Here is a 25,921-nt window from a genome sequence, read left to right as displayed (position 1 = left end):
ATAAATGGCCATTGATTACTCTATGAAAGTTCTTGTTGTGGATGACTTCGCGACCATGCGACGCATAATTAAAAACATCCTTCGGCAGATCGGCTTTACAAATATTGTTGAAGCAGACGATGGAACAACTGCCTGGGAAACTCTCAACAAAGATGACAGTATTCAGTTTATTGTTTCTGACTGGAATATGCCCCAGATGACTGGGATAGAATTCTTGCGTAAAGTCAGAGGAAGTGAAGAATTTGCTGACATCCCATTTCTGATGGTTACTGCTGAAGCTCAGCAGGAAAACATTATTGAAGCTGTTCAGGCAAAGGTTTCCAATTACATTGTTAAACCGTTTACTCCTGATACTCTTGGACAGAAAATCAATAAAATTTTTGAATAAAATTTTATTCAGCGGGCATATTTAATATGCCCGCTGAATAATTTATCAGCAAATTATCAATCAACAGACCGGACGACCTGATCGGAATATTATAAGGTTAAAGAATGCTCTTCCTCGCGGTAGATGATTTTGATGATTCCGGGGAGGACACATCTCCCGTCCCTACAAATAAGGCTACCCAAAAGGTTGAGCTTGACCTTGATGATGCCCCTTTCCTTGAAGACGAAGAAGAGGAAGAGGATATTAAAGAGGAAGAGCCTGAACAGCTTGATTCTCTTGAGCCGGCAACGGTTGAAAAAAAATCCAAAACCAAACTTTTCGTTTTAATTGGAATAGTAGTCATTATACTCCTATTATCAGCTGTTCTTGTTAAGCTTTTTTTATTCAGTGATCCATCTCCCCAAAGTCCCCCTCCAGCAGTAGAAGAAACAATGGAGACAATTCCTGAAATTCCAGCAGAGGTTCCACCACCACCGGAAGAACCTGGTGTTACGCTTTTACGAATGGAACCGTTCTGGATAGAACAACGGGACGACAAAAATCACACAAGATTTCTTATAGCCAGATTTGCAATGACTACTAAAGATGAGCGTGTTGTGGCCGAATATGGACGCAAAACCCTTATTTTGAGGGACGCAATATACTTCTATCTAAAAAATAAAGATTTGCAGTTTTTATCCGATAAGAAGAATGTAGATAAACTGAAAAAAGATCTACTCATGGTCATCAATCAGTACATAGTTGCAGGTGAATTTGATGAAATTTTATTTGAGAAGTATCTTGTGAGGTAATAAGCATGCCCGGTCCTGTAGATATGCCTCTGATCATTTCACAACTTGTGAATGTTCAGAAAATTTCTAATTCTGAGACGACCAAATCGCAGATGCAGCAGACCCTTATGATTAATCCTGCTGAGCAAGAAAAAAATAAAGAAGCCCAAAAGCAAATACAAAAAATTGAAAAAGATGATGGATCCCACGCAATTCAGGATGAAGAAGGTGGGAACGCCCGCCAACATACTTCGCAGAGTAATCACAAAAAAGATAAACCAGATACAGAAGAAGAAAAAGAGCCTAAATCCTCTCCGTGGTCCGGAAATATCATAAACGTTAAAATTTAGTCATTTGCGTGTTGCTCTCTGCCTCTAAACAGGGCAAAATATGATCTCTTCAATAACCAATTGCCGGATCTGATAAACTATGACTGTATTTTTGCTCATTTTCTTTTCTTTAACTGAAATAATCCTGCTTGTTGCCGTAATATTTTTCTTTATGCGGCTCAAAAAATCTGAAGAACTTGTTACCAAACTGCAATCCAAGCAGCAGGAACTCATTAATAAACTTCATTTCAATGCACAACTTGAGAATGAACTGATGAATACCTTTGAAGAAAGGCAAAGTGAACTTGCTAAACTTGACAGACTGCTTGATCAGAAAGCCAAAAGGCTCAAAAAGATTTTAGCTCAAGCCGATGAATTTTCACGCTCCCCCCAATTTTTACGTCAGATAATCCTCACCGGACATAAAGAAGGTAAACCTGTTAGCCGTCTGGCAAAAGCAACAGGCCTCTCTATTGAAGAAGTTGAATTGATTATTGATCAGAATTTTTAAAACAATTTTTATAGCTGTTAATATTCGTAAAAAATCTTAAGTCATGAAATAGCTTTGCGTTAAGCTCGAAATATAAAAATATGTGTCTATAAATTTAAGCTTGGCTTGAGATCATAATTTTATTCAGCTGAGTGCGTTAAAGATCAAAATGGTATTCTTATGAAAATTTCTAAATACGGTGGCAGACAATTTCACAATGGAGGAAGAGGCAGTTCCGAGCGCTCCACTATTTTTCGTAAACGCTATAAAGTAGGACAGATAATTCAGGGAGTCTTATTAAAATGGGAACAGCACAAGCTCGGCTGGGTCCAGATTGAGGATCAGAAACTATTAGCTAATATTCAAACCGTCCCAGCCCCCGGTGATACGCTCACATTTATAGTCCAACAATTGTATCCAGATATACTTCTTAAAGAAATTAGTCCGGATAACTTAAATAAACAGGGCATATATATCGACCCTGCGGAAGTTACCAGAAAGTTTGTAACCAAGCGCTCTGCATTCCAGTCTCAGGCCAGATGTTTATTTAATCAGTTTGATAATATGGAGTTAGCAAACTCACAGTTAAGATTGAATGCTTTTTTAGAATTGCTGGAAGAAAATGGACACATAGCATCACTTTTCTTTGAGACTCAGAAATGCGTGGCAGACCTGAACTCAGTGCTAAGATATGCGAAACTATTTTATATGCCTTGGCTTGTTCCGACTGCTCTCAATCAAGAAATTGTTTTAAAAATCAAAAAAGATACTGAAAATCCAGATAATTCATTTTATCAATTACTCTTTGCACTGGACCTACCACCGTCAATCCCGGCCAGATTCAGAATAATGTACAAAAAACCCCAGTGCGGGTTCAAACTGCTTACCGATAACGCCAACCTTAAGACTCTCTTAGGAGTACACTTCAAACACTCTTTCTCAGAATTTCTTAATGTCGAAAGAATTCCACAACAAAACTATGGTGGTTTTTTAGCAGAGCTACTAACAACTTAATAATATTTTCAGTTACTCTTTTTCAACTTTAAAAACGGCAACTTCCTCTTCAAGACTGGAAACAGAATTTGAAAGGTATTCCGTGATGGATACAAATTCAGTAAGTGCATCTTTGGTCTGAATAGATGTCTCGCTAAGCTGAATCATAGCCTTACTAATCTGTGCAGCCCCTTCACTTTGGTTTTGCATCCCTTCATTAACAGCCTCAAACTGCGGAGTTAACGACTGGACCTGATTTACAACACCAGAAATACCTGTACCAAGGGCTGCAACATTGCTAACCCCGCTTTCAACCTGCTGCCTAAATTTATCCATCTCCATAACACCGGATGAAACGGCAGAAAGCATCTCAGCCACAATCTTTTCGATATCAAGAGTAGACATAGCTGTCTGATCTGCAAGTTTTCTGATTTCTCTGGCAACAACAGAAAACCCCTGACCAAACTCTCCTGCCTTTTCAGCTTCGATTGCAGCATTAAGCGAAAGAAGATTAATCTGCTCTGAAATTTTAGAAATTGAAGTAACAACGGTGCTGATATTGGCTGCTTTAGAATTAATAACAGAAAGCTTTGAAAAAATTCCACCGGAAGCATCTCTCATCGTATCTATAGTTTGGCTCATAACATTTAAATTGCGCATTCCCTGTGCAGCGAGGTCGCCTGTAGAAACCGCAACTTTGGTCGACTCATTCATTGTCCGAGCCAATTCTTGTGAGGTAGCTGAAATTTCGCGAGAAGTACTTCCCAATTCTTGAGTTGCTGTAGCCTGATTCTCAACTGCAATTTCCAACTGATTGATCGCCGCACCAAGCTTTAAAGTAGCTCCGGTAACCTGATCACCAGATGCCTGAACCCCACTTACTAACGAATTAAGAGTCTGCAACATTGTATGTATAGACTTAACAAGCTGGTCAACCTCGTCAAAGTTACTCTCATCATCAGTACCAAACGAATCAACTACATACTTTAAATGTCCTTTATCTGTAGCTTGATAAAATACAGCCTTAGCCTCTTTTAAATCACCATTAGAGACATGAAAAGCTGCCTTAGAAACGCTGCGAATCGGCAAGCAGATACGACGGACCGCATAGTAAATTAAACCAATTGTAAAGAGCAGAATAATAACACTTATCAATCCCTGTTTAAAAATAAGATCAACAACAGGAGCAGAAATCTCGTCTAATGGCACTGTTGAAGCAACATACCAACCAAGAGGAGCAAAATATCTGACAAAAGCCTGACGTTCTACCTCAACACCGTCTTGCTGTAGTATACGGTAGTTGAGCTTCCAATTTTCAAGCTTACCTACTTCCTTCAAATCATGAATAAGTGTTTTTCCAGTATCAAGATTTATACTCTCGCCAAAACCAGGACCTGATCCAAGTGGAGCAACGAGCACATTCTTTTCGTTGTCAAAAATAAAAAGTCTACCTGTTTCAGAAAGTCTAATCTGTGAAAAACCTTTGCGCATATCATTAATAAGCCCATCTTTCTGCCTTTCAACGGAAGCCTCAATGTCATCAACATATGCACCGGTCCCTAGTATCCAGTTCCAATGTGGAAAACTTTTAACATATAAAATTTTTGGAATTGGATTGTTCTCACCAAGCCTTGTCCACCACAACTCCAAATATCCTCCGCCTTCAAGAGTTGCCTTTCTGATCATATCAGGACCAAAAGCATAATTATGTTTATCCTGTGTGTGTAATACATTGCGCCCTTCAATTGATCTATCGGGATGTGCGAGAGAAGTTAGTTTATCATCGTAAATAAAAAAATAATCATTATTAAAATATCTGGTTTTGCGTGCTAGATTATATGCTGCCCCCTTAGCATCTGCCTCACTTAATTTTCCCGACTTATACAGCTCATAGCAGGAATCAAGTTGTGCTGAAAAAATATCCAGAGAATCCTTAATCGATTGCTTCCGCTCTTTATAAGCATGATTGCGATAGCGCTCAATAGCCTGCTTTCCTTCTTGTAAAGAAAGGAGTGCCATTCTGATAGTATTTCGCGCAGTTCGTCCCTGCGCATTGGTCATATCCTCTTCGACCGTAGTGCTGGTGAAGACCAGAGTAGTAAGAGTTGCAACAGCAACCACAATAGCAACTATAGATGAAATTCTAGTACTGATTGACCGGAACATTAAGGACTCCTTGAATATATGTCAGACACCGATAGAAGACTATATTTTGAAAGCACAATCTAAGCAATAAATTAGCTGAACTTGTCAAATAAAACCATGCATTCCTAATTAATGATGATAGTTACCCTTGCTTCAAACAGAGTCAAGTAACACTCAAATTTAGATTCAGAATTTGACATAAAAAAAGCCCGCTAAATTAGCGGGCTTACAAAATCTAAAAGAAGAGTTGCTATGCCGGTGAAAGAGCTGCATCTGGAGCCACAGTAGCGTATCCTTTTTCTGCAACCTTTTCGTACAAAGGCTCAAGTGAATATTCTTCAAGATAATCTTCAGCATTAGCGTTAAGATACTTGAGGAAAGAATTATTCAAAGCATGCCCCGAAGCATAAACCTCAAAGCGCCCCTGTAAAGGTTTTTCTAAAACAGCCATATCACCTACAAAATCAAGGATTTTATGTCTGACAAACTCATCAGCATAGCGGAGACCACCATCATTAAGAATGCCGTAATCATCGAGGACAACAGCATTATCAAGTGATCCACCAAGAGCCAGCCCGTTAGCATGCAGGTATTCAACCTCTTTCAAAAAACCAAAGGTTCTTGCTTTAGCCAATTCTTCAGAAAAAATTTGAGGTGTTATTTCAAGAGATAGCGTCTGTCTACCTATTTGAGGATGTTTAAAATCGATAGTGTAATCCACAGCAAAACCATCATGTGGATAAGCGCGAATAAACTTTCCATCCTGCTCAAAATTAATAGACTTGGTAACAGCTAAAACTTTGCGTGATCTGGAAAGATCTCTCACTCCGGCTTGACGGAGCAAGTATACGAAAGGTCCGGCACTACCATCCATAATAGGAAGTTCATTGCCTCGTACTTCAATATGAATATTATCAATTCCCATACCACGAACAGCAGCAAGAAGATGTTCAACGGTGGAAACAGAATCTTGGCCATTCCCAAGTGTGGTGGCAAGACCTGTAGCTACTACTAAATCCGGATTCGGAGTAATAAAAGAACTTCCGGAGCCTGTGTGAAGTGAAAAGAGTATCCCTGTATCTTCAGCAGCAGGACGCAATACAATCTCCACCTGCTTACCGCTGTGAAGCCCGATTCCTTTGCATCTTACTGTGTTATGGATAGTTGTTTGTAGCATATTATCTCCTCTTGCTCAAAGTACAGCAAAAAGTGTGCCTAAAAACAACAACACCTGTAAACAACTGTTTTAATTGTGTATTTGAATTAAATTTATTATAACAACACATAACTATTTGTTTTTTTACAACAAGATTAAACATACATTGTGGTTTTTTTGCAAAAACTCACGAAATTTATTTCTTTTTTGCCATCACTATTCGGTCATGACCTGATACGTCAGGAATAACATCAGTATTACCACAAAATTCCGCACATGATTCAAATATTCCTTTTGCAATCCGACCTTGCATATACCCTATCTCCATAAAAACTGTCCCGCCATTTTTTAAGGCTGCAGATATACGCGGTACGCTCCCTTTGATATCCTCATCTCCTGAAACACCGCTTACCAAAGCAGAAAGCGGCTCAAATTTCGCAACTTCGTGACTAATCTCATCAAGCTCAGCCGTCCCAAGATAAGGAGGATTAGCCAGAACAAGATCAAACTTCCTATCACAAAATAAAGCTTCATTAAAATTTGCCCGTACAAATAAAATACGATCTGCAACACCATGGAGCTGTGCGTTCGTCTTTGCTACGCGAATGGCTTCAGGACTCAAATCGAGCGCAATTCCACGCGATCGTGGAAACATCTTGGCAACAGTAACAGCTAAAACACCCGATCCCGTTCCAAAATCAGCGAAAACAAACTCTGCATTCTTTTCAAAAAGATCCAAAACTTTCTCTACTATCTCTTCGGTCTCAGGTCTTGGAATTAATACTGCAGGGCCGACTTGGAATTCCAGCCCAAAAAATTCTTTCACACCCAGAATATAAGCCGCAGGCTCTCCGCTGGCTCTGCGTTTTATCAGAGACTCAAAATCACGAACCTTATTCACATCAACAACACTATTCATTTCCATGATAAGCTTTAACCGGTCCAATCCAAAAACTTTCTCAGCAAGCAATTGTGCTGACAAAGCAGGAGAATCTACTTCAGCATTAGCCAGTAAAGCTGTTGCCTTGGATAATACTTCTTTTAATGTTTGATTTTGCATGCGAAAGTCTCCCGGTAGAACCCGACATCAAATTCACGCAACTCTCAAAGAAAGATAGACAAACCTTCAAGAGCTTTATTTTTTAAACGCTACATTTACCAAAATAAAAGTTGGTAAAGCCAGCTGTTAAACGCCAGACTCTACCAACTATTTTTATTTTACAGCCAGCTATAAAATTGATGAAGCTGGACGGGTAACATTTAGCCGTCTTCAGCCTGTTTCTTAAGTGCTTCAGACTGGTAATGACTGATCAGAGAATCTACAAGTTCTCCTATATCGCCTTCCATTACGGAATCAAGCTTATACAAAGTCAGATTAATACGGTGATCGGTAACCCGTCCCTGCGGAAAATTGTATGTACGAATTCTCTCAGAACGGTCCCCGGAACCAACCTGCGCACGGCGCTGCTCAGCCATTTCTTCGTGCTGCTTGTTCTGCTCCTGCTGGAGAAGACGCGAGCAGAGAACCTTCATGGCTTTAGCTTTATTCTTGTGCTGTGACTTTTCATCCTGGCAGATAACAACCAGCCCGGATGGAATATGGGTAATACGGATAGCAGAGTCAGTTGTGTTAACAGACTGACCACCAGGACCAGATGCACGGAAAACGTCAACTCGCAAATCTTCTGACCGCACCTGTACGTCGACTTCTTCAGCTTCAGGCATAATTGCTACAGTGGCGGCAGATGTATGAATACGGCCCTGAGTTTCAGTTGCAGGAACACGCTGAACTCTATGAGTGCCTGATTCATATTTCATTTTGGAAAAGATATTCCGACCACTGATAGCTGCGATAATCTCTTTAAACCCTCCAGTTCCGGTAGGGTTTGAGTTCATTATCTCAACCTTCCAGCCATTCTGCTCTGCATAGCGCGAATACATGCGAAAAAGATCAGCAGCAAAAAGAGCTGCCTCCTCGCCACCAGTACCGGCACGGACTTCAAGAATGATATTCTTCCCATCCATTGGATCCTTAGGCAAAAGAAGAAATTTAAGTTCCTCTTCCAGCTTAGGAAGACGATCTTTAATATCAGATATTTCCATTTCTGCCATTTCCCGAATTTCGGGATCGGAATCCTTAGCCATTTCCTTGTTATCCTCAAGGTCGGCAGCGAGTTGTTTATATTCACGAAAAGCATTTACAACTTCACCAAGCTCGGAATGAGCAATGGTAACTTTCTTATATCTTTCCTGATTATTATATACTTCAGGATCTGAGAGCTCTTGCTCCAGATCCATAAAAGAACGTTCTATTTCTTCAAGTTTGGCAAACATTAACACTCTCCTCCATCATAATCAGCAGCGACCGCAGTATTAAGAGCTGCAAGAGCAACCTCAATCTGGTCCTCATCCGGCTCACGAGTTGTCAAAAGCTGCATTCCCAGTCCCGGCAAACACATGGTCTTGCAAATCGGGCTGTTCTCATATTTAGCAGAAGCCTTGATCATTTCGTAGGCGACAGCACTTACAGGTGCCATGAGAAGCAGTTTGATACCAACTATATATAAATGTTTTAAAACAAATGTTTCCGGCGACCAGATTAAAAGAATAAGTGGAACCAGCACGGTAAAAAGCAAGATACTGATCACCAGAACAAAAAGCAAAAAAGCTGTTCCGCATCTTGGGTGCAATCTGCTGAATTTCTTTATTTTACATGCCTTAAGTTCATCGCCGCTCTCATAAGCCCAGATAACCTTATGTTCAGCCCCATGGTACTGAAATACCCGTTTGATATCAGGAACAAAAGAGATTGCTATGATATAACCCAGGAACATTAACATTTTAAAAAAGCCGTCCCATATATGAAAACTGATGGCGTCTACATCACCCGAAAATCCCCACCACTTCATTGCTACAGAAAAGAAATGAGGCAGCACAACAAAAAGACCAAGGGCCGCACCAAGAGCAACAACCATTGTCAAAATCAGATGAAAACTTGTCAGTTCACCATCTTCCTCTTCATCAAGAGCCTGTGTTGCTGAAAAATTAAGAGCTTTAACACCGTTTACCATTGTTTCCATAAAAATAGGAAAGCCTCGCAAAAACGGTTTTTTCATAAACTGGGGGGTCATAGAGAACCAGGGACGGAGTTCGACAGTGATTTCACCGTCAGGTTTACGTACGGCAATGGCAAGATTGTCCTTTGCACGCATCATAACACCTTCGATAACAGCCTGTCCGCCAACGGTTTTGGCGGCTGACATAAGCATAGATGATTTCAAATCCGTTTCCTCGCTTGAAAAGAGCTAGTTTGCTCTTTAAGAATATATTGTACTAATTCTCAGGTAGGATAATCACTTAAAGCAGTCAGGCAAGGCCGAACAGAACAATAATTACCCAAATCTCAGCAGGGGAGGATTTAAAACCGTCCCACCCGGCTAGGATGCAGGACATTGAAATATTTAAAAAGCAACATGCCTCTGACGTACAATACGACAGAGGCATGTCTACGCGGCAAAACCGCAAAAGATGAGCTAGTTGCCCTTAACTTTGGCTGCTGCGTCGAAGCTACCGAATTTTTTCTTAAAGCGATCAATACGACCTGCGGTATCAACGAAGCGCTGCTTACCTGTGTAGAAAGGATGGCAGTTAGAACAAATTTCAGTACTAACCTCTTCACCCAAAGTTGAGTAAAGTTCAGACTCATAACCGCAGTGACAGCGGACTGTTGCCTTATGGAGTTTAGGATGGATATCTTTTTTCATGACTTTCTCCTGTCTTTGTTATCCTTGGAAACAAAGCCCAATACCCCCACGCATAATAATTTGCAAGCGATATCTGGCTTAATATTAAATTTAAGATCAAAATATTAACAGGTCAAGTCAACATCAGTCAAGATGACATGTCAAATACTGCAGACGCCTGATGAAGATTCGCCTACTGACTTTTATCTGTATTAGTAAAGAATAGCCGGACCTTTATCAGGCACCTGCAAACAAAAAAGGCGGGACCGAGATGATCCCGCCTAAATATTCTGCAAGCAGTCTGGAGCTAAACGCAACCAGTAGGCTTAGGCAGACCAGCCATTTTACATGCTCCTTTACCGGGACCGGAAGGGAACAGTTCATAAATGTGTTTAAGTTTGTAACCAGTTACTTTAGAAAGGATACGGACCATAGGTGCGATACCATTCTTTTTGTAGTAGTCCTGAAGAAAGTCGATAACTTTCTGGTGCTCTTCATTCAGTTCTTTGATGCCTTCGCCTTCTTTAACATAGTCAACCCATTCAGGGGCCCAGTCATCAAACTTAAGAAGGAAACCATCTTCATCAACATCAAAGCTTTTGCCTTCGTATTCTATAACAGCCATTGTACTACTCCTCGTAATATATATTTAACAATTGAGGTTCTAACAGTGTCGAACCTGCCATATCCAAAAACAGCGATCCGCTGTTTCACGACTAATTTAAAGAACAAAAACACTTACATGTTTTGTTAATAAGTTGATAATATTTAAACTGCTTTCTTGTCAATGCAGATATGAAAAAGAACAGGATAAACTCCCATATTACTTATCAAGCAGTTCTTGTAAATGATTCTGGGCATATTCCAGTGAAGGATCAAGCTCCATAGCTGTGCTAAGATATTCTATTGCTTCTTCATCATTACCCATAAACTTATAGCACAGTCCCAAATTTGCAAGATCTGAAGCAGACCCACTATCCAGAGCTAAAGCCTCTTTAAAGTCTTCAGCAGCCTGTGCAAATTCACCGGATTTGAATTTAGCCACTCCTCGAAGATTGAAATATTCTTTTGCCTCGCTATCAAGCTCTATGGCACGGTCAAGAAATGGAACAGTCTCTGCCCACCTCTCTTCCAGTGACATGGCGTAAGCTGTGTAAAAAGCAGAAAGGGCTTTCTCTTCATCAGCAGGCTGTTCTTCTGTCGCAATGGAAAACATATCTACTGCACGGGAGGTATCGCCGCCGCGAAGAGCCAGCATACCTTCAAAGAAAGGTACGAAATACGGATCGTCGTATATGTCAGCGATAATATCAAGACCTTCGCCAGCAATATCTAAAGCAACTTTTTCGGAAAGAATACGCCCGACAAAAAGTCCTAGACTTGCATGCGAAGTCCTTTCTCTAAACTGAAATCCGGGTACAAAATTATAGTTTGCAGGAACTCCCAACTCAGGATGAGTAATATCAACAGAGTAAAGAGTATAGCCCTGCCCTTCAAGTCCTGCTGCAAATTTCTTCAACTCATCAAAAATATCATCCTGCTCAACGGAAGGCAGGCTGTCTATTTTTACACAGCTTCCAGTAGTAAGCCATTCGGAATGTTCGACTTCAGTAAATTTAGGCAATCCTGAAGCTTCGTAAACTCTTCCAGTCTCAAAATCTCCCGCAAGTTGAGCCACTTCAGTAAAAGCTCTGATTGCAGCCTTTTGCGGAGAGGCAGATGTTCCGGCGGTAAAAACAATCTCACTCATCCCCGGAAAGGTCGACGGATCCCAGGCTGTAACCGCTACAGTAGGCAGTGGCATACCAAGCGAGAAATCATTAATAATGTATTTTATGCCATTCTCATCGAAACACTTACAGAGATCAGACAAAACGGGATCATCACATGACACAGGATCAATTACAGGTACTTCAGGTCGTTCACGGTCAATAACAGCACAAACGTGCCTCTCTACAAGTTCGCTCCCACCCTGCAAAACAGATTCTTCAGGGGTATTACCGGCAGATGATCCATTAAATTCATTGAGTATTTTAAACCAGTCAAGGGGTACATACTCTTCTTCGCCAGTATGAACGTTAAGAGCAGGGTAAAAATGCCAGCGAACCAGATCCAAAAGCACCCGAGCCTTACCGGGATCCATTTTCTCGCTTACAGATTGTAAAATCTTATCAATTGAAATAACTTTACCGGGCCAGAGCTCCTCGGCCTCACTATATGTGGCAAGAGTAAAATTTTCAGGAGCATTCCAAAAGCTGAAAAAACTGAACCTCTCAACAAGTTCCATCAGCGCGGAAGCTTCAGCCTGAGCAACGGAAGCTCCTTTCCCCATCTGCTTGCGCGTAGGCATTACTTCACGGGCAACATCTCCGCACTCACTTATAAAAACGGGTATTCCAAGACGCCCGGTATCAATCTTACGTGTACACTTAAGAACACCGTTGCACTTTTCATCTAAGAGTTTTTTTACCTTAGCTACGGTCTCTTCAGGAGTAACCGCTTTATCCTGATCCTTAGAATATACTTTTAGGCATGATTTAAGCTCAAGCATTATTTAACTCCTACCCTGACAACCGAAACAATACTTTTGCCTTCATTTTCATTTCCAGCGAAAGGCACTTCCTGCTTCATTAAACGGTAATCATTTTTTATTTTGTCAAAGAATACACGCCCGCTGCGTTTCTTATCCATTGCCAGCACTAGTTCAGAAGTATTGCCTTCTATTAAGTGCTTACCAACAAAATCAGGTAAAAATTCAGCAACTTCATCGCGGTGTAAAATTTCACACCCAACAATATAATCAAATTTTTCCTGAAGATCAGTTTCAGAAAAATCTATTTTACGCACTGTAACTTTATCTTCAAGACCGTTGCGAACAACGTTTAGACGAGCAAAAAGAAGTGCATCATCATCAGTATCTGCAAGAGTAACATTAAAACCGCGACCAGCAGCCAGCATCCCGCAAAGACCGCCATCAGTACCAATTTCAAGAAACTTTGCATTTGCTACAGCCTTAAACCTCAGAATATAAAAACCTAGCACCAGACAGGAAGGCCAGATTTTAGCCCAAAGTGGCAAATCTATTTTCTTACCCCCCCTAGCTTTATCCACAAGCTTATCGAGGTATGCAGGCATATTTGCAACCTGAGCCAGCTCAAGACTCCTTTCGCCGACTTTAACAGACTCAAATTTAATAGCTCCGAACTTATTGCGGGCTGCACCTAAGAGTTCATCAAAAGTAACATCTGCTTCCAAGGCTATATTCTTCAAGGATAACCTCCTTAAGGCATAATTGATGAAGCGCTATGCGCTTTATAAAATGTCCATATCCACAAAAAGAGAGTTTAAACTTCAGCACTCCATTCTTTAGGATAGTGGATTAATTGAAAATTCAAGACCAAATCCAGAAATCAAAAGCTGACCCCAAGACTTATATAAACAAACTCAAGACTATTTCATCTCAAAAAAGTATGAAACAAAATCTCCCTCGCCGATGAGGAGTAATCATTTACAACCCAGTGGTCAACACCCTGCACTGGACATAAGACTTAGAGTAGTTAATTTATAAAGAAAAGGAGGAAATAAAAAAGGTCGACCATTTTCATGATCGACCTGAATATTCATGGAGCGGGAAACGAGATTTGAACTCGCGACTCCAACCTTGGCAAGGTTGTACTCTACCACTGAGTTATTCCCGCAATTTAGCAAGCGGCGTTCGGCTGGTAACCGAAGAAAGGGCTGGCCGATTAAGACCAGCCCATTATATTCATGGAGCGGGAAACGAGATTTGAACTCGCGACTCCAACCTTGGCAAGGTTGTACTCTACCACTGAGTTATTCCCGCAAATGGAGGCGGCATCCGGATTTGAACCGGAGAATGGAGGTTTTGCAGACCTCTGCCTTACCACTTGGCTATGCCGCCATTTTTTTTTGGAGCGGGAAACGAGATTTGAACTCGCGACTCCAACCTTGGCAAGGTTGTACTCTACCACTGAGTTATTCCCGCTCACAAAAAGCGAAGCAGTTTGTAACTTTAAGAAACTAAACTGTCAACAACTTTTTTAAATTTATTTTCAAACGCTGAAGGAGGAGAACAACTTACTGGAAGAGACTCACAACTTCAACAAAAATTTAAACAACTTTCAAAGAACCGACTCATGCGTCGTTGAAAAGAGTGTTTATTGGAGCTAAAAACTTTTGTCAACCATTTTATATTTTTATATTTTTATTTTTTTTTATCACACTCTTTACTTTCATACCGTCTTTAGGCTAATACCATTCATCTTAAAATATTGTTAGAGTTGTTTTGGTAATTTCGTAACCCCACCTTCTCAGACTCGAGAGGTTATCAATATGGAACAGAAAGAACTCGAATTCTTCCGTGGCACGTTAAATCAAATGCTTGATGATATCTTGCAGAAAGGCCAGGAAACAATTGAAGACATGACAGAATCAGGAGAAACCTACGCAGACCCTGCTGATCGTGCAACAGCTGAATCAGACCGTGCGTTCACTCTCCGCTTACGTGATAGAGAGCGTAAGCTTATTAAAAAAATTCAAAACGCTATCCAGCGCATTGACGATGGAGATTTCGGCGTTTGTCATTCCTGTGGAGATGATATATCTTCAGCAAGACTTAAAGCCCGCCCAGTAACGACTCTTTGTATTGCCTGCAAAAGCAAGCAAGAAGAAGACGAAAGAAACCGCGGAGATTAATCTACCGGATTCAATTTAATGGATGCACACTTCTTTCGAGCCCTGACTGTTGAACTTGAGGAAAACCTTAGGGGAAGAAGGGTTGAAAAAATATTCTCACCGGCTGACGGAGTATGGACCTTTGCGCTCCAGTCAAAAGGTGGAAAAGAGTTTCTTTTATTCAGGCCCGCCAAATCGGTGGGCCTACTCTTTCTTTCAAGAGTAAAACCTTTAAATCCTCCAAGCCCTACATCACAAGTCATGTGGTTACGCAAAAGACTTGGTGGACGAAGACTCTTCGAAACCCATCACGACTGGATCAATCTTCGAGTAGCCTTCACCCTTTCTCCTTTTATCCAACCGGAAAAATACCGCTACCTGCTTCTAGACATGAAAAATGGCGTATCCCTGATTCATGACCTGCCGGAAGGATTTGCTGCAACCGTAAGCTGGCCTGCATATGATGAAATAAAACAGGATTCCGATGTTTGGCGAAGCTATCCCCAAATATCACCTCCCCTGCGCAAAACTCTCGCAGCCCTTCCTAGAGAGCAAGGACTGCAACTCCTATACGATCTAAAGGGCGGTATTGCTGATTCATTTTACCTTTCAAAGGATAAAACAGGAGAATTTCTGCCACCAAGAGTGTGGGCCAGCAACACTAAGCAGGAGAGTATATTTACCAGTGCAGTAGAAGCTTCTGCTGCCTATGGTGAAAAAATTCTTTTCCCGGTTATGGAACGATTAGAAAATGCAGAGCAGCGCAGTACATTGAAATCCGGTAAGAAAAAATTTAAAAAAGTACTGAAAAGAATTGAAGAGGAAGAAGAAAGACTACGTGCTCTTCAGGCCCGAAAAATAGAAGCTGAAGCTTTACAGGCTGAAATGTACCGTATCAAAGACTTGCGTGAAGTTGACTGTGTTACTGTGAACCATCCAGAACATGGTGAGATGGACGTTAAGCTAGATCCAGCATTGACGCCAACAGAAAATATGCAGCGAATTTTCAAGTTCGCCGCCAAAGCTCAACGCGGCTTTAAACATATGGAGCGCAGACGCAAAGAAGTAGAAACAGAGCACGACAGTTTTATCCAATCCAACCTCATGCCAACAGCAGATCAAAGCCCAGAGAAAGGTAATATTCAAATACCATCAAAATACAAAAACATTGCCGCTGCACTTTTTGTATCATCTGACGGGTTCCTTATGATCAGAGGTAAAAACAGTAAAGCAAACCATGAAATCCTTAGTAAAGTTTCATCAGTATTTGATTACTGGTTTCATGTGCAGGGAGGTCCGGGATCCCATGTTATATTAAAAAGAGATCACCCAGGTCAGGAAGTACCGGAAAAGACATTCCACGAAGCAGCCGCTCTTGCAGCACTCAAAAGCTACCGTGCAAATGACTCTAAAGCAGATGTAATGTGCGCTTTAGTAAAAGATGTGCGTAAGGTTAAAGGTTATGCCCTCGGACAGGTTGCTGTAGACAACGTTCTTCGAAATCTGCATGTCAACGTAGACCCATTACTTGAAGCTGAACTGGTTAGAAAATAATATTTCAAAACTGAGAATATTTTACTTCAGCTTTTATATACTTATTGCCACTTTTTTCATTGCAATGAAAAAAATCGAACAGCAATGAAGACCATACTGTTAAGCTGTTTTATTTAAACCTTGTCCGAGCATGGCTAAAGCCAGATTTTTCTCTTGTACCAGCCTGTTCGCTACGCTATTTTGTACAGACTGTGTTGATGATGAAAATTGCCCCTGCCTTTCTCCATAAATCTCTTTGACCAGCTCAGCAGGAAAGCCTTTACCTTCTGCATCAGCTGATAATTTTTCTATGGCGCTGGCTATCAGATTTGAAGCTCCTGTAGGTCCGTGCTGAACCGAAGTAGACCAAAGTACCTCGCGAATAGGAGCAGGAAGTGAGTTCATGTCAATTCCGGTCTTTTCAAAAATCATATTCACTGCCGGAGTATAATGACTTTCCTTTATAAAATCATGCTGCAATTTTTCAAATTCTGAAGGGTTTACCGCGGCTATTTTTTTCCATACATCAGGCATTGTACCGCCCTTAGATCCTGTATTTGCCGGTCCGGAACTTAGAAGTTTATCTGCAATTTGCGGTGCTTTATCTTTAAGAAATTTTATAAATTGATCCATTGTCCCTGTTTTGGATGCAATTTGATACTTTCCGTATGAAGTTCCACCAACCCGGTCATAACCAATGGCGGCTATCCCCTTATTTCCCGATTCAAACTTAGCAGAAAGAGTTCCGGAAACATCTTGGGATAACATTTTTTTGACAGGGCTATTTGCAGCAGCTGAGACTGCAGGATTGTATATCTGTGAGCTCAAATTATTAGTTGAGGCAGAGCTCTGAAGTCCTTTAATAGAATTCAACGCTGTCAAAGCTTCAAGCATAAGCGCATTATTCATTACGCCCATATCCATGTTACCGGCTGAAAAACCCTTATTATCTGATGGTTCAGAAAATAGTTGCTGCGCCATTGATAGTTCCATACCAAAAACGCCTTCCTTACCATTCATGGCTGCAAGGTTAGGAGAAGAGCCCCCTGTCTTGGACTGGGACTGCATCAATTTCATAATTGTAGCAATATCATTATTCACATTGGACATGGTTTTACCTCTGTCAAAAAAGTATTTTCCAATCCTATTTTTGCACCAACCATGCCAAAAAAAAACCTCCCAAGACTTGTATGTCCTGAGAGGTTGATATTAGTTATGAGCAGCAGTTATTTTTTTTCTTTATCTTTTTCTTTAGTGTCACTAATTAAAAACAATTCCCGCTTGCGTTTCTCAAATACTACTGCAGCCCTGAACGCCGATATTGCAAGTGCCAAAATACTTAAAATCAGAATTAAGCCCTGTTGAAACTCCCATTTCTGGCGAATTATTATATCTATAAGAAAGTTGGATTCAATATGCTTTGAATAATAAATAAGCCCCGGTATACATAGCAAAGCAATACCCAGAAAAAGAACTTCCAACCAAATAAAACTTCTCCCAAGCAGCATTATGAAAAGAGTCGAATCGCGGACAACTCTCAATGTAACCAGTCTGCTCTTTAATTTTTTTAATCTGTCATCTATCTGATTCAGATATTGCTGACTCTTTCTAAAATTTTCAGCCTGATTTAAGTGCTGAGTTTTTATCCAATAAATTTTATCTGCACAATAATTAAAATCTCCGTTGAACTCAGTGAGAAGCTTTGGAAAAGGAAACCATGATGCTTCACGCTGAATATCTTTCAGCTCTTCACGATATATTTCAAGTTTTTTATTAATGACTTTAATTTCATATTCAACACGCTTATCGATCTCTTCTGTAAGTCGCTCAATTCCCAATGTTAAATGTCGAAAAGCCACGAAGTTTTTAATTTTTGCCAATTTACCCATACGTTCCATAAACTTGGCAGCCTCTTCGGCGAACTCATGCCCTTCTACAAACCATTGAGAAATATCCGCCGCTAATGTATCCATTCCTGTGGCAACATCTTTAGCTTCAGCCTCGGCAGCTTCCCATAGCTGTCCCATGGCGCTCATGACAGTAAGTCGACCACGATCAAGCTCTGGGTCAATGGCAACACGGTTAAAATAGTTCGGATCTTTAGAAATAATTTCTTCAAAATAACTGATTGCCTGTTCAGCAAACCCCATTTTGACCATGCAGACAGCGCGTCGGTATTGTGGTTCAAGCCATTCAGGACAAGTTCTTGCTGCACGCCTATATGTGTTACTGGCCTCTGCGAACTCTCCAGTAACTTCCAGCATTCGCCCTTGCAAGTAGATAAAATATGCCTGCTGCAACGGAGAGAAACTTAAGCGCTCTGCCTCCTGCCAATAAAAATAAGCCTGTTCGTTATTTCCACTTTCAAGTTCAAGAAATCCCATAAGAGATCGAGGCTGATAGCTACGGCTGAACCTGATCATGGCATTTTTTGTCAGTGTTTCAGAATCGCTGAAAGACCCGTTTACCAATGAGTCGTAAGCAGACCAGATAAGCTCACCTTCTTCCGGCCCTTGTTCTTTAATTCCCTTTGGCCATTCCTTGCCGCGGCAACGCCAAACCATATAAAGAGTTCTTAACTGAGAAACGGAATTAATTCCGAACAACGCCTTTGAGATAATACCTTCGTAGCCTTTACCTTTTAATACAAGATTAGAAAACTCATCTATAATTTTTTCTTTCCCTTGCATTATGAGATCAATATTCTGGAATCCCTCATTGAATCGCTCATTATCAATTGCTGCCAATTGTTTCCAATCTCTTTGGTCAAGGCCTGACAGTTTTCTACTGGGACAGTTAGAAGGAAGATGGTTCTTCATGCCGCAATAAAAGCAATCTTCATATTCGCCTATGGAGACCCTTCTGGAAATGGTAACTTCCATAGCTCCTGAAGCATCACTTTCAACCCCGCTCTTGAGACTTACGTGACACCACCCATCCAGATTTTCCTGTTCACTTCCAAATCTGACTTCATTGACAGCAAAATCCTTACCCAAAAGAAAAGCATCACGGTAGCGTAGATGAGGACAATCAGGAGTAAGCTTATCCCAGTCTAAATTAACCTTGCGTAAAATTTCATCATTAAAGCTCATATTCAGCTGTGGAACCAGAGCCATCACTGAAGGCCAATATGAAACATCCTCACCTTCGCTGGCTCGTACCCGATTAATTAAAGCCACAAGCTCTTTTAAAAATGAACGTAAAAGGGATAGAGAGCCAATTGGTAAAATAACCTTCACATCAGAAGTAATGTATTGAACCCCCAGCCGCTGCATTAAAACCTGAATCTCGGAAAAAAAGGAGCGCCAACCTTTAATAAAGTCCTTATCTGAAGGATTACCAACCGGAATCATAATAAAATACCAGTTTTGAACAGAATCGTACCCCAATCCCTGATCAGGAACTAATGACATCCATCCAGATTTAGAAATTCCTGAAGGAGAACGTACTTCTTCAAGATTAAGGCCTGATATAGACTTAATTTCATCTGAGAGTTGTGGATGCACTATAACTTCAAATTCAGTTGGAAGTGCAACTTCCTGATTAGTAAACTCATCAGAGACCTTGAGGGATAAATTCAGTTTATAATCAACAAGCAGTGTTGCAGGCATAATCTGTATAAAAACAGACATAGGATTGAGCCGTGCCCAGATTTCCAAACGAGCTACAACTCTAAATACGTCGTTACTGAAAAAGAACCAGTAAGCCTGATTATGTCCCTGACTCATAATCATGCCGCCAAAATCGCTCATACTGCGGACTATAGAATCGTCAAGCTTCGCCCCCCAGACCATCCATACACCAAAACCTCGATTAACCATGCGGGAATGGCTGACAATCGGGAAATTTTCAAATAAGCTGGCAATCTGATACAAAACAATAACTCCTTACTTACGGAGGGATTATGGACATTTCAAAAAAAATCGCTGAATTGAAACAGGACCCTGAATTTGCCAACAATGTCGGCATGATTCTTATTCACAACGGAATAGTACGTGGTTGGTCACGTGGAACCCGTGAAGAAGTCACTGGGATCGAAATCAAAGCCGACCACGCTAAAATCGAAGAAATTCGCCAGGAACACGAAAAAATGGAAGGCATTTATAAAATTGTCGTCCATGCCAATGAAGGAGCGTTCAAACCTGGCGATGATGTTCTATTCCTGATTGTAGCAGGGGACATTCGTGAAAATGTCAAAGCCTGCCTTGCAAGCCTGCTGGACCGTGTAAAAACTGAAGCATTCAGTAAAAAAGAAATTTTTGCTTAATACTGGTCAGTTAAAAAAGTTCGGGGTAAATTTAAATAGAATTTTATCCCGATCTTTTTCATTCAATAAATGAGATCGGATTAATATCCAACCCCTTGATCACTGAATCAACAAGCTGCTCAATTTTATCAGCCTGATCAAGCTTGCCCCTTTTGCGGCAGCCGCCTGCAAAATACCCAGACTTACGCTGCAATTCATTTAAAGCAAGTGCTCTATCTTTACCGTCAAGTTTACCCGATCTCACCAATTTGGCAATGGAATACATGCGGTACAAGTCAAGACAGGATACATTGTTTGATAATTGATCCTCTCTTCCACCATGCTTAACCGTTAACCGCTCACGCAACAGTCCAACCGGATACTCAAAGCCCCTAAGCCATAAATCGTAATCTTCGCAGGCCACCATATTTTCATCAAACGGACCTACACTATCCCAAAATTTGCGAGTAAACATGACACAGGAAGGACTCACCATACACATGACTAATGAACGCTCAAAAAAAAGTCCTTCCGACTTCTCATGTTTTTTACACTGATTAACTCTTTTACCATTACGAATCCAAATCTCATCTGTCTGGCTTATATGCAGACCAGTTTCCTCCATAAAAATCAGTTGTTTTTCCAATTTACTCGGCAACCATTCATCGTCAGAATCAAGCAAAGCAATTACGCCTGCATTGGAAACAGCAATTGCATTATTTCTTGCTGATGAAACTCCTTTATTTTTCTGGGAAATAATTTTTAAACGTGAATCATGTAATTCACCTAACTTTTCTAATGTATTATCTGACGAGCCATCATCTATAACAATACACTCAAAATTTAAAAAACTCTGCTCCAAAACGGACTCAACAGCACCTATAATTTTGTCAGCCCTGTTAAAAGTAGGAATAATAACCGAAACTTCCGGCTTCAACTTCTCCGGATTAATTATCATACAATTTTCCAGCCTTGTATTTATAGTCTAAAACTGTTTGCATACATGCTAATAAAAAAATATATTAGCTGTATAGCGTATCAGTCGATTATTTTTGATAAATATTGAAAATTATCGACCATTTTACTTGACTCTTTAGTAATGGGATTGTCATTTACTCACATGCGTATTTTTCAAGTCATAAACGTCCGCTGGTTTAATGCCACTTCATGGTATGCCCTTTACCTTAGCAAACTTTTGCAGGATGCAGGGCACGAGGTTTTAGTCATAACTGTCCCAGACACTGAGACAGAAAAAAAAGCCCTTGAAATGGGTCTTAATGTTAAAACAATTGACCTTAATTCAACCCATCCTGTGAAGCTTGTTTCAGCCTGCACACAGGTATTCAGGCTTATTCGAAAATATAACCCGAATATAGTTAACTGCCATCGCGGTGAGGCTTTTTTCTGGTGGGGAATTTTACGTAAACTACGCATGGGTTATAAACTAATCCGCACACGTGGAGACCAACGGCTGCCTCACTGCGATTTTTTTAACCGCTACCTGCACTCCTCTATAGCCGATGGCGTAGTTGTAACCAACAAACGCATGGCGTCTCATTTTCTTGAAAAAATGAAACTGGCAGAAAATAGACTATGGCTCATTCACGGAGGCGTTGATACAGATTACTTTAAATTTAATGAGCAGGGACGGCGCACTATACGTGAAAAATACGGATTCACTTCCGATGATGTCGTCATTGGTATGCTTGGAAGATTTGATAGGGTTAAAGGTCAAAAAGAGCTTATAGAGGCTGTTTCAAAAACCAGAAATAATGTAAAAAATAAAAGCATTAAACTTTTTCTGATAGGATTTCCTACTGCCACCAGCAGGCACGAAGTAGATACATGGCTAAATGATAACAACATGGCTGACATAACCACCATTAGTGGTAAGTGTGAGGATGTAGCGGCATGTATATCTGCTATTGACGTAGGAGTTATCGCATCTCTCTGGTCTGAGACAATTGCCAGGGCAGCTCTTGAAATAATGGCCTGCCAGCGCCCTCTGATTTCAACGTCAGTAGGAGTAATGCCGGATCTGCTTCCAAAAGAAGCCATAGTTCCCCCAAAAGACGTAACCCAGCTTTCTTTGAAAATTACAGATGTAATCAATGATCAGGAATTAAGAAAAAGACTTGTCACCGAGCATGCTCGAACCATGTCTCAGCTTTCAGGTCAAAATTTTCTAAAAAGAACACTGACCCTGTATCACAGTGTACTGGAATAATCGTGCATATAAAAGAGCCTGATCTTTTATAGAAGCCGAATCTTTGCGGGAACTCCAACGGCAAGACAATTATCAGGCACGTCATTAAGTACAACAGCATTTGCGCCAATTCTACAATTGTTTCCTATTTTAATCGGTCCCAACACTTTTGCACCGCTACCTATGATACAATTATCACCAATAACAGGAACGGCATATTTACCTGAACGTCCCCCGAGAGTAACTCCGCTACCTATCCGCACATTATTGCCTATTATACAACGAGGATGAATTACAACTCCAAGCCCGCCATATCCGAGGTCTACACCTTCACCGATCACAGCTCCAAGCCCTATCTGGCAGCTGAATATAATCCTGATAAAAATTTTATTAATCAACACAGGAAGAAGTGGAACTTTACGCATGTATAACCAAAAAGATATCCTGTATATAAGAAGGACTACTTTACTCATTGCTTTGATATCCTTAACTATTATGACATTTGCAAAGTTTTATGGGCCAAAAGTTGATTTTATTCGATCAAGCTGCTTTGCTACTTCATAAATAGTCCGAGCATAGACCATGGAATGATTGTACCGATATATAACTTTCAGTTTTTTTTCCTTGCTTAACGTATTTTTCCAACCGTGCCGTTTCAAAAAATTTGCAATACTTGCAAGAGCATCATCCTCACTGAATAAGTCGATTCGGCCATCTTTATTACCATCTACACCATAACTGATCGCTGTAGTTGGCATGAATTGACAAATCCCAAATGCACCATAGGGCGAACCGGGGATCTCAGCTGGATTAATTGAATTTTCAGATGAAAACTTAAGAAAAGCTGCAAGCTCTCTGTAAGCCCAGTCAGCTTTCTTTTGAGTTCTTTTTTTAAGCCAAACTAAGTCTTTTGAATCAAGATCACTATGGCCTAGTTCATCTAAAAACTGCATAGGATCATTACTGGCTGCCATATTAGCCAAATTAGAAAAGGCAGGAGAATGCCCTAAAGTATATCCTAATTTTGTCTCCACCAGCAATAATGCAACTACGACTGACGGGGAAACACCAAATTTAGCATCAATATTGGTTAACATGCCGTAATGCTCGCGCATATACGAATATGCTCCGGCAAGCATAACCGGTCCAACGTACCTATTATCAAATTCTTTTTCTCTGGCTACCTTCTTTGCTGGTGGCTCAAATTTTCTTTCCAGCAGGACCCTCATCTTTCTGGACATAATAGCTGAATCATATTTCACAGCAGCGGCTGAAAAAACCGTATCAATATACTCACGGCTAAAACCGTCATCTACAAGTCGGTTTTTAATATTATCCCATATATTATTCTCATCTGCATTCACTGCTGCTGCAGAAATCATCATTAAAAATAAAAATACAATCAATTTCCTAAGCATACACACTACTCTTCCACTTTAAAGCCGATTCATAGGCACATTAGACATTTCTTCCTCAAAATCATCGTCAATAAACTCTGAATACTCAGCAACATCAAACTGCTTACCACATGCCCCACACTGCAAAAGAACATTAGTACAACTTCGACGAGTATAGAGATCACCACCACAAGATTTACAACTACACCAAGATTCACCTGTCGCATCTTCAAATGTACTTTCATTAAATGTTTTTCTGCCTTGAAACATTGAACCTCCGAATTAATGCCCATTATAAATTTTATATATAAGACCTGTCCACAATAAAAAAACAGCCGGATTCCTATTTAGGAATTCCGGCTGTCAGACAGGCATTTTAAATAGTACTAATTAGTTTTAAGTGAAGGATTCTTCACACCCATGGCCACATAAAGCTTGGCAAGTGCAACCTGATAATCAGACAAAGCCTGAATCAACTGGGCTTCACTGTCACTCAAACGGGACTGTGCATTAAGTACTTCGTTGTTAGTGCTGACCTGAGCCTGATAACGGGCCATAGCCATTCTATAACCTTCACGACCGGCTTCAACAGACTTACGACCAACGCCAATACGGTCAGCGGCAGCTTTAAGACTGAGGAGCTGGTCTTTTATTTCATAAGAAGCCTCAAGCATGGTGTTATCATATTCAGCTTTAATTTTCAGAACATTATCTTTTGCACGCTTTGTATCGTAGTATGTCTGACCCCAACTAAAAAATTCCCAGTTAACATTTGCGCCAACATCCCAGGAATCAGGTTTATTCTGATAGCCATACTTATTTTTGCTGACAGAAGGATCACCACCACTGCTTTGGTAATTAAAATCCGCTGTAACGTCTGGATAAAAACCGCTTTCAGAAATAGTTACGTCTTTTTCAGAAATTTCAACGGCCTTTTTAGCAATTCGCAAATCAGGGCGATCCCTGTCAGCCTTGGCAATACATTCATCCAGAGTCATGGAAAAAGGCAGATAAGTAAGCTCACCAGTATAATTCACATTCTTTTCAATAGAAATATTCAGCAAAGTATTAAGTCTGGCCGCTCTGGAATCAACAGAGTTTTTAGCAATAAGCAGATCCTGCTCAGCATTAGCCAGTTCTACTTCTGCCTGCAAGACATCCACACGTGGACGCAGACCAACCTGATAGAACGCTTCAATAACCTGCAACTGAGATTTAAGACGGGCAACGGAGTCCTGCTTACTCTTAACTTCCATACGTCCTTGCAACAAAGTCAGGAATGAAGTCTGAATCTGACTGATAAGTGAAAGTTCAGCATTGTACAAACTGGCTTCAGTTGATTCTCTCTGCAGTTTTGTTTTCTGGTATTTAGAGAGCAACTCAAACCCTTTAAAAACAGGCTGACTGATGTTCAGTGTAAGAGCCCATTTGTCCTGATAATCTGAAGGCACTCCACTTGATCTAGGTTGATCACCGCTGTGAGTATACCCGTAGCCGGCCTTGAAAGGAGCACCAAATGCTCCGCGCTGTGATTTTACTGCACTCTCGGCAGCGAATAAATCTTTACGTGCAGCAACAATTGTAGGATTCTGTTTAATCCCGAGGTTAACACATTCCTCAAGAGTAAGAGTCATGTCTGCATCTTTGTCACCATCGGTAACAGCTTGCGGAACCTGCATTGTAGCCTGTTCCATAGAGGCTGTATTATTAACGGCAGCATTAGTTGCGTTATCCTGTGCAAAAGCAACCGAGACAATTGCCAGCATAAGAATTAAAGTAACAGAAAGGGAAAGATTACGTTTCATTCAGCACGTCCTAACCATATAAGTT

General features: G+C 40.6%; 25 protein-coding genes and 4 tRNA genes. 9 read left to right on the top strand and 20 right to left on the bottom strand.

Annotated features, from left to right (window positions below; all coding sequences use genetic code 11):
- The first annotated feature begins 4 nt into the window (after positions 1–4).
- The 5 genes from H589_RS0111760 (at position 5) to H589_RS0111740 (ending at position 2,991) form a co-directional block, all read left to right on the top strand.
- Positions 5–388 carry a chemotaxis response regulator CheY gene (locus H589_RS0111760; RefSeq protein WP_027722193.1) on the top strand — a complete coding sequence of 128 codons (384 nt, stop codon included), beginning with the start codon at positions 5–7 and terminating at the stop codon, positions 386–388.
- A gap of 104 nt (positions 389–492) precedes the next feature.
- Positions 493–1,179 carry a flagellar basal body-associated FliL family protein gene (locus H589_RS0111755; protein WP_027722192.1) on the top strand — a complete coding sequence of 229 codons (687 nt, stop codon included), beginning with the start codon at positions 493–495 and terminating at the stop codon, positions 1,177–1,179.
- A gap of 5 nt (positions 1,180–1,184) precedes the next feature.
- Positions 1,185–1,508 (top strand): hypothetical protein, encoded by a 324-nt coding sequence (locus H589_RS0111750; RefSeq protein WP_027722191.1) that lies wholly within the window; start codon positions 1,185–1,187, stop codon positions 1,506–1,508.
- Positions 1,509–1,587: 79 nt separating this feature from the next.
- The gene (locus H589_RS0111745; protein WP_027722190.1) at positions 1,588–1,998 is read left to right on the top strand and encodes a hypothetical protein; all 411 of its coding nucleotides are present in this window, start codon (positions 1,588–1,590) and stop codon (positions 1,996–1,998) included.
- 159 nt (positions 1,999–2,157) lie between these two features.
- Positions 2,158–2,991 carry a hypothetical protein gene (locus H589_RS0111740; RefSeq protein WP_027722189.1) on the top strand — a complete coding sequence of 278 codons (834 nt, stop codon included), beginning with the start codon at positions 2,158–2,160 and terminating at the stop codon, positions 2,989–2,991.
- Between the two features lie 12 nt (positions 2,992–3,003).
- Here H589_RS0111740 and H589_RS0111735 read toward each other — a convergent pair whose 3' ends face one another.
- From H589_RS0111735 to H589_RS0111675, 13 genes are all read right to left on the bottom strand, one after another.
- A complete protein-coding gene (locus H589_RS0111735) occupies positions 3,004–5,136 on the bottom strand; it encodes a methyl-accepting chemotaxis protein (RefSeq protein WP_027722188.1) in 2,133 nt (710 codons plus the stop codon).
- Positions 5,137–5,365: 229 nt separating this feature from the next.
- The gene (gene lpxC, locus H589_RS0111730) at positions 5,366–6,292 is read right to left on the bottom strand and encodes a UDP-3-O-acyl-N-acetylglucosamine deacetylase (protein ID WP_027722187.1); all 927 of its coding nucleotides are present in this window, start codon (positions 6,290–6,292) and stop codon (positions 5,366–5,368) included.
- A 175-nt stretch (positions 6,293–6,467) separates the two neighbouring features.
- The gene (gene prmC / locus H589_RS0111725) at positions 6,468–7,331 is read right to left on the bottom strand and encodes a peptide chain release factor N(5)-glutamine methyltransferase (RefSeq protein WP_027722186.1); all 864 of its coding nucleotides are present in this window, start codon (positions 7,329–7,331) and stop codon (positions 6,468–6,470) included.
- 200 nt (positions 7,332–7,531) lie between these two features.
- A complete protein-coding gene (prfA, locus tag H589_RS0111720) occupies positions 7,532–8,605 on the bottom strand; it encodes a peptide chain release factor 1 (RefSeq protein WP_027722185.1) in 1,074 nt (357 codons plus the stop codon).
- Complete coding sequence (locus H589_RS0111715; RefSeq protein ID WP_211225348.1) at positions 8,605–9,534, bottom strand: DUF1385 domain-containing protein; 930 nt, start codon at positions 9,532–9,534, stop codon at positions 8,605–8,607. Before H589_RS0111715 ends, prfA begins: the two co-directional genes overlap by 1 nt.
- Positions 9,535–9,804: 270 nt before the next feature.
- The gene (gene rpmE / locus H589_RS0111710) at positions 9,805–10,035 is read right to left on the bottom strand and encodes a 50S ribosomal protein L31 (protein WP_027722183.1); all 231 of its coding nucleotides are present in this window, start codon (positions 10,033–10,035) and stop codon (positions 9,805–9,807) included.
- A 286-nt stretch (positions 10,036–10,321) separates the two neighbouring features.
- Positions 10,322–10,639: a TusE/DsrC/DsvC family sulfur relay protein gene (locus H589_RS0111705; RefSeq protein WP_027722182.1), complete on the bottom strand. Its 318-nt coding sequence runs from the start codon at positions 10,637–10,639 to the stop codon at positions 10,322–10,324.
- A 198-nt stretch (positions 10,640–10,837) separates the two neighbouring features.
- On the bottom strand, positions 10,838–12,565 hold the full coding sequence (locus H589_RS0111700; protein WP_027722181.1) for a YcaO-like family protein: 1,728 nt from the start codon (positions 12,563–12,565) through the stop codon (positions 10,838–10,840).
- Positions 12,565–13,284: a class I SAM-dependent methyltransferase gene (locus H589_RS0111695; RefSeq protein WP_027722180.1), complete on the bottom strand. Its 720-nt coding sequence runs from the start codon at positions 13,282–13,284 to the stop codon at positions 12,565–12,567. Before H589_RS0111695 ends, H589_RS0111700 begins: the two co-directional genes overlap by 1 nt.
- A gap of 353 nt (positions 13,285–13,637) precedes the next feature.
- Positions 13,638–13,712, bottom strand: a tRNA-Gly gene (locus tag H589_RS0111690).
- 71 nt (positions 13,713–13,783) lie between these two features.
- A tRNA-Gly gene (locus H589_RS0111685) sits at positions 13,784–13,858 on the bottom strand.
- Between the two features lie 3 nt (positions 13,859–13,861).
- A tRNA-Cys gene (locus H589_RS0111680) sits at positions 13,862–13,936 on the bottom strand.
- A 9-nt stretch (positions 13,937–13,945) separates the two neighbouring features.
- A tRNA-Gly gene (locus H589_RS0111675) sits at positions 13,946–14,020 on the bottom strand.
- A 347-nt stretch (positions 14,021–14,367) separates the two neighbouring features.
- Here H589_RS0111675 and dksA point away from each other — a divergent pair.
- Positions 14,368–14,730 carry an RNA polymerase-binding protein DksA gene (dksA, locus tag H589_RS0111670; protein ID WP_027722179.1) on the top strand — a complete coding sequence of 121 codons (363 nt, stop codon included), beginning with the start codon at positions 14,368–14,370 and terminating at the stop codon, positions 14,728–14,730.
- An 18-nt stretch (positions 14,731–14,748) separates the two neighbouring features.
- The gene (locus tag H589_RS0111665) at positions 14,749–16,263 is read left to right on the top strand and encodes an NFACT RNA binding domain-containing protein (protein ID WP_027722178.1); all 1,515 of its coding nucleotides are present in this window, start codon (positions 14,749–14,751) and stop codon (positions 16,261–16,263) included.
- Between the two features lie 99 nt (positions 16,264–16,362).
- On the opposite strand, the gene H589_RS0111660 is transcribed toward H589_RS0111665, so the two are convergent.
- A complete protein-coding gene (locus H589_RS0111660; RefSeq protein ID WP_027722177.1) occupies positions 16,363–17,352 on the bottom strand; it encodes a VgrG-related protein in 990 nt (329 codons plus the stop codon).
- A 116-nt stretch (positions 17,353–17,468) separates the two neighbouring features.
- The gene (locus H589_RS0111655; protein ID WP_027722176.1) at positions 17,469–20,117 is read right to left on the bottom strand and encodes a tetratricopeptide repeat protein; all 2,649 of its coding nucleotides are present in this window, start codon (positions 20,115–20,117) and stop codon (positions 17,469–17,471) included.
- Positions 20,118–20,146: 29 nt separating this feature from the next.
- Here H589_RS0111655 and H589_RS0111650 point away from each other — a divergent pair, with 29 nt between their 5' ends.
- Positions 20,147–20,509, top strand: a complete 363-nt coding sequence (locus H589_RS0111650) for a molybdenum cofactor biosynthesis protein MoaE (RefSeq protein ID WP_027722175.1) — start codon at positions 20,147–20,149, stop codon at positions 20,507–20,509.
- A gap of 58 nt (positions 20,510–20,567) precedes the next feature.
- On the opposite strand, the gene H589_RS0111645 is transcribed toward H589_RS0111650, so the two are convergent.
- Entirely contained in the window at positions 20,568–21,446 is an 879-nt protein-coding gene (locus H589_RS0111645; protein WP_035075986.1) for a glycosyltransferase family 2 protein, read from the bottom strand.
- Between the two features lie 162 nt (positions 21,447–21,608).
- Between H589_RS0111645 and H589_RS0111640 the strand changes: the two genes are divergently transcribed.
- Complete coding sequence (locus tag H589_RS0111640; protein WP_027722173.1) at positions 21,609–22,715, top strand: glycosyltransferase family 4 protein; 1,107 nt, start codon at positions 21,609–21,611, stop codon at positions 22,713–22,715.
- A gap of 26 nt (positions 22,716–22,741) precedes the next feature.
- Here the strand turns inward: H589_RS0111640 and H589_RS0111635 are convergent, their stop codons facing one another.
- From H589_RS0111635 to H589_RS0111620, 4 genes are all read right to left on the bottom strand, one after another.
- Positions 22,742–23,167, bottom strand: a complete 426-nt coding sequence (locus tag H589_RS0111635) for a serine O-acetyltransferase (RefSeq protein ID WP_027722172.1) — start codon at positions 23,165–23,167, stop codon at positions 22,742–22,744.
- Between the two features lie 39 nt (positions 23,168–23,206).
- Positions 23,207–24,112, bottom strand: a complete 906-nt coding sequence (locus H589_RS0111630; protein WP_027722171.1) for a lytic murein transglycosylase — start codon at positions 24,110–24,112, stop codon at positions 23,207–23,209.
- Between the two features lie 18 nt (positions 24,113–24,130).
- Positions 24,131–24,361 (bottom strand): dual CXXC motif small (seleno)protein, encoded by a 231-nt coding sequence (locus H589_RS0111625; protein WP_027722170.1) that lies wholly within the window; start codon positions 24,359–24,361, stop codon positions 24,131–24,133.
- 116 nt (positions 24,362–24,477) lie between these two features.
- Entirely contained in the window at positions 24,478–25,896 is a 1,419-nt protein-coding gene (locus H589_RS0111620) for a TolC family protein (RefSeq protein WP_027722169.1), read from the bottom strand.
- Positions 25,897–25,921 lie beyond the last annotated feature (25 nt).

This window comes from Maridesulfovibrio zosterae DSM 11974 (assembly GCF_000425265.1).
Lineage (GTDB): Bacteria > Desulfobacterota > Desulfovibrionia > Desulfovibrionales > Desulfovibrionaceae > Maridesulfovibrio > Maridesulfovibrio zosterae.
This window is presented reverse-complemented; position numbering and strand designations above follow the sequence as displayed.

What these genes read in the sequence shown, in the direction of transcription:
- prmC (WP_027722186.1), bottom strand. Translation starts at nt 7,331, where the DNA reads ATGCAAAATCAAACATTAAAAGAAGTATTATCCAAGGCAACAGCTTTA.
- H589_RS0111735 (WP_027722188.1), bottom strand. Translation starts at nt 5,136, where the DNA reads ATGTTCCGGTCAATCAGTACTAGAATTTCATCTATAGTTGCTATTGTG.
- H589_RS0111760 (WP_027722193.1), top strand. Translation starts at nt 5, where the DNA reads ATGGCCATTGATTACTCTATGAAAGTTCTTGTTGTGGATGACTTCGCG.
- H589_RS0111745 (WP_027722190.1), top strand. Translation starts at nt 1,588, where the DNA reads ATGACTGTATTTTTGCTCATTTTCTTTTCTTTAACTGAAATAATCCTG.
- H589_RS0111750 (WP_027722191.1), top strand. Translation starts at nt 1,185, where the DNA reads ATGCCCGGTCCTGTAGATATGCCTCTGATCATTTCACAACTTGTGAAT.
- H589_RS0111705 (WP_027722182.1), bottom strand. Translation starts at nt 10,639, where the DNA reads ATGGCTGTTATAGAATACGAAGGCAAAAGCTTTGATGTTGATGAAGAT.
- H589_RS0111630 (WP_027722171.1), bottom strand. Translation starts at nt 24,112, where the DNA reads ATGCTTAGGAAATTGATTGTATTTTTATTTTTAATGATGATTTCTGCA.
- H589_RS0111660 (WP_027722177.1), bottom strand. Translation starts at nt 17,352, where the DNA reads ATGTCCAATGTGAATAATGATATTGCTACAATTATGAAATTGATGCAG.
- H589_RS0111740 (WP_027722189.1), top strand. Translation starts at nt 2,158, where the DNA reads ATGAAAATTTCTAAATACGGTGGCAGACAATTTCACAATGGAGGAAGA.
- H589_RS0111625 (WP_027722170.1), bottom strand. Translation starts at nt 24,361, where the DNA reads ATGTTTCAAGGCAGAAAAACATTTAATGAAAGTACATTTGAAGATGCG.
- H589_RS0111640 (WP_027722173.1), top strand. Translation starts at nt 21,609, where the DNA reads ATGCGTATTTTTCAAGTCATAAACGTCCGCTGGTTTAATGCCACTTCA.
- H589_RS0111620 (WP_027722169.1), bottom strand. Translation starts at nt 25,896, where the DNA reads ATGAAACGTAATCTTTCCCTTTCTGTTACTTTAATTCTTATGCTGGCA.
- H589_RS0111645 (WP_035075986.1), bottom strand. Translation starts at nt 21,446, where the DNA reads ATGATAATTAATCCGGAGAAGTTGAAGCCGGAAGTTTCGGTTATTATT.
- H589_RS0111635 (WP_027722172.1), bottom strand. Translation starts at nt 23,167, where the DNA reads ATGAGTAAAGTAGTCCTTCTTATATACAGGATATCTTTTTGGTTATAC.
- dksA (WP_027722179.1), top strand. Translation starts at nt 14,368, where the DNA reads ATGGAACAGAAAGAACTCGAATTCTTCCGTGGCACGTTAAATCAAATG.
- H589_RS0111650 (WP_027722175.1), top strand. Translation starts at nt 20,147, where the DNA reads ATGGACATTTCAAAAAAAATCGCTGAATTGAAACAGGACCCTGAATTT.
- prfA (WP_027722185.1), bottom strand. Translation starts at nt 8,605, where the DNA reads ATGTTTGCCAAACTTGAAGAAATAGAACGTTCTTTTATGGATCTGGAG.
- H589_RS0111700 (WP_027722181.1), bottom strand. Translation starts at nt 12,565, where the DNA reads ATGCTTGAGCTTAAATCATGCCTAAAAGTATATTCTAAGGATCAGGAT.
- H589_RS0111755 (WP_027722192.1), top strand. Translation starts at nt 493, where the DNA reads ATGCTCTTCCTCGCGGTAGATGATTTTGATGATTCCGGGGAGGACACA.
- lpxC (WP_027722187.1), bottom strand. Translation starts at nt 6,292, where the DNA reads ATGCTACAAACAACTATCCATAACACAGTAAGATGCAAAGGAATCGGG.
- H589_RS0111665 (WP_027722178.1), top strand. Translation starts at nt 14,749, where the DNA reads ATGGATGCACACTTCTTTCGAGCCCTGACTGTTGAACTTGAGGAAAAC.
- rpmE (WP_027722183.1), bottom strand. Translation starts at nt 10,035, where the DNA reads ATGAAAAAAGATATCCATCCTAAACTCCATAAGGCAACAGTCCGCTGT.
- H589_RS0111715 (WP_211225348.1), bottom strand. Translation starts at nt 9,534, where the DNA reads ATGTCAGCCGCCAAAACCGTTGGCGGACAGGCTGTTATCGAAGGTGTT.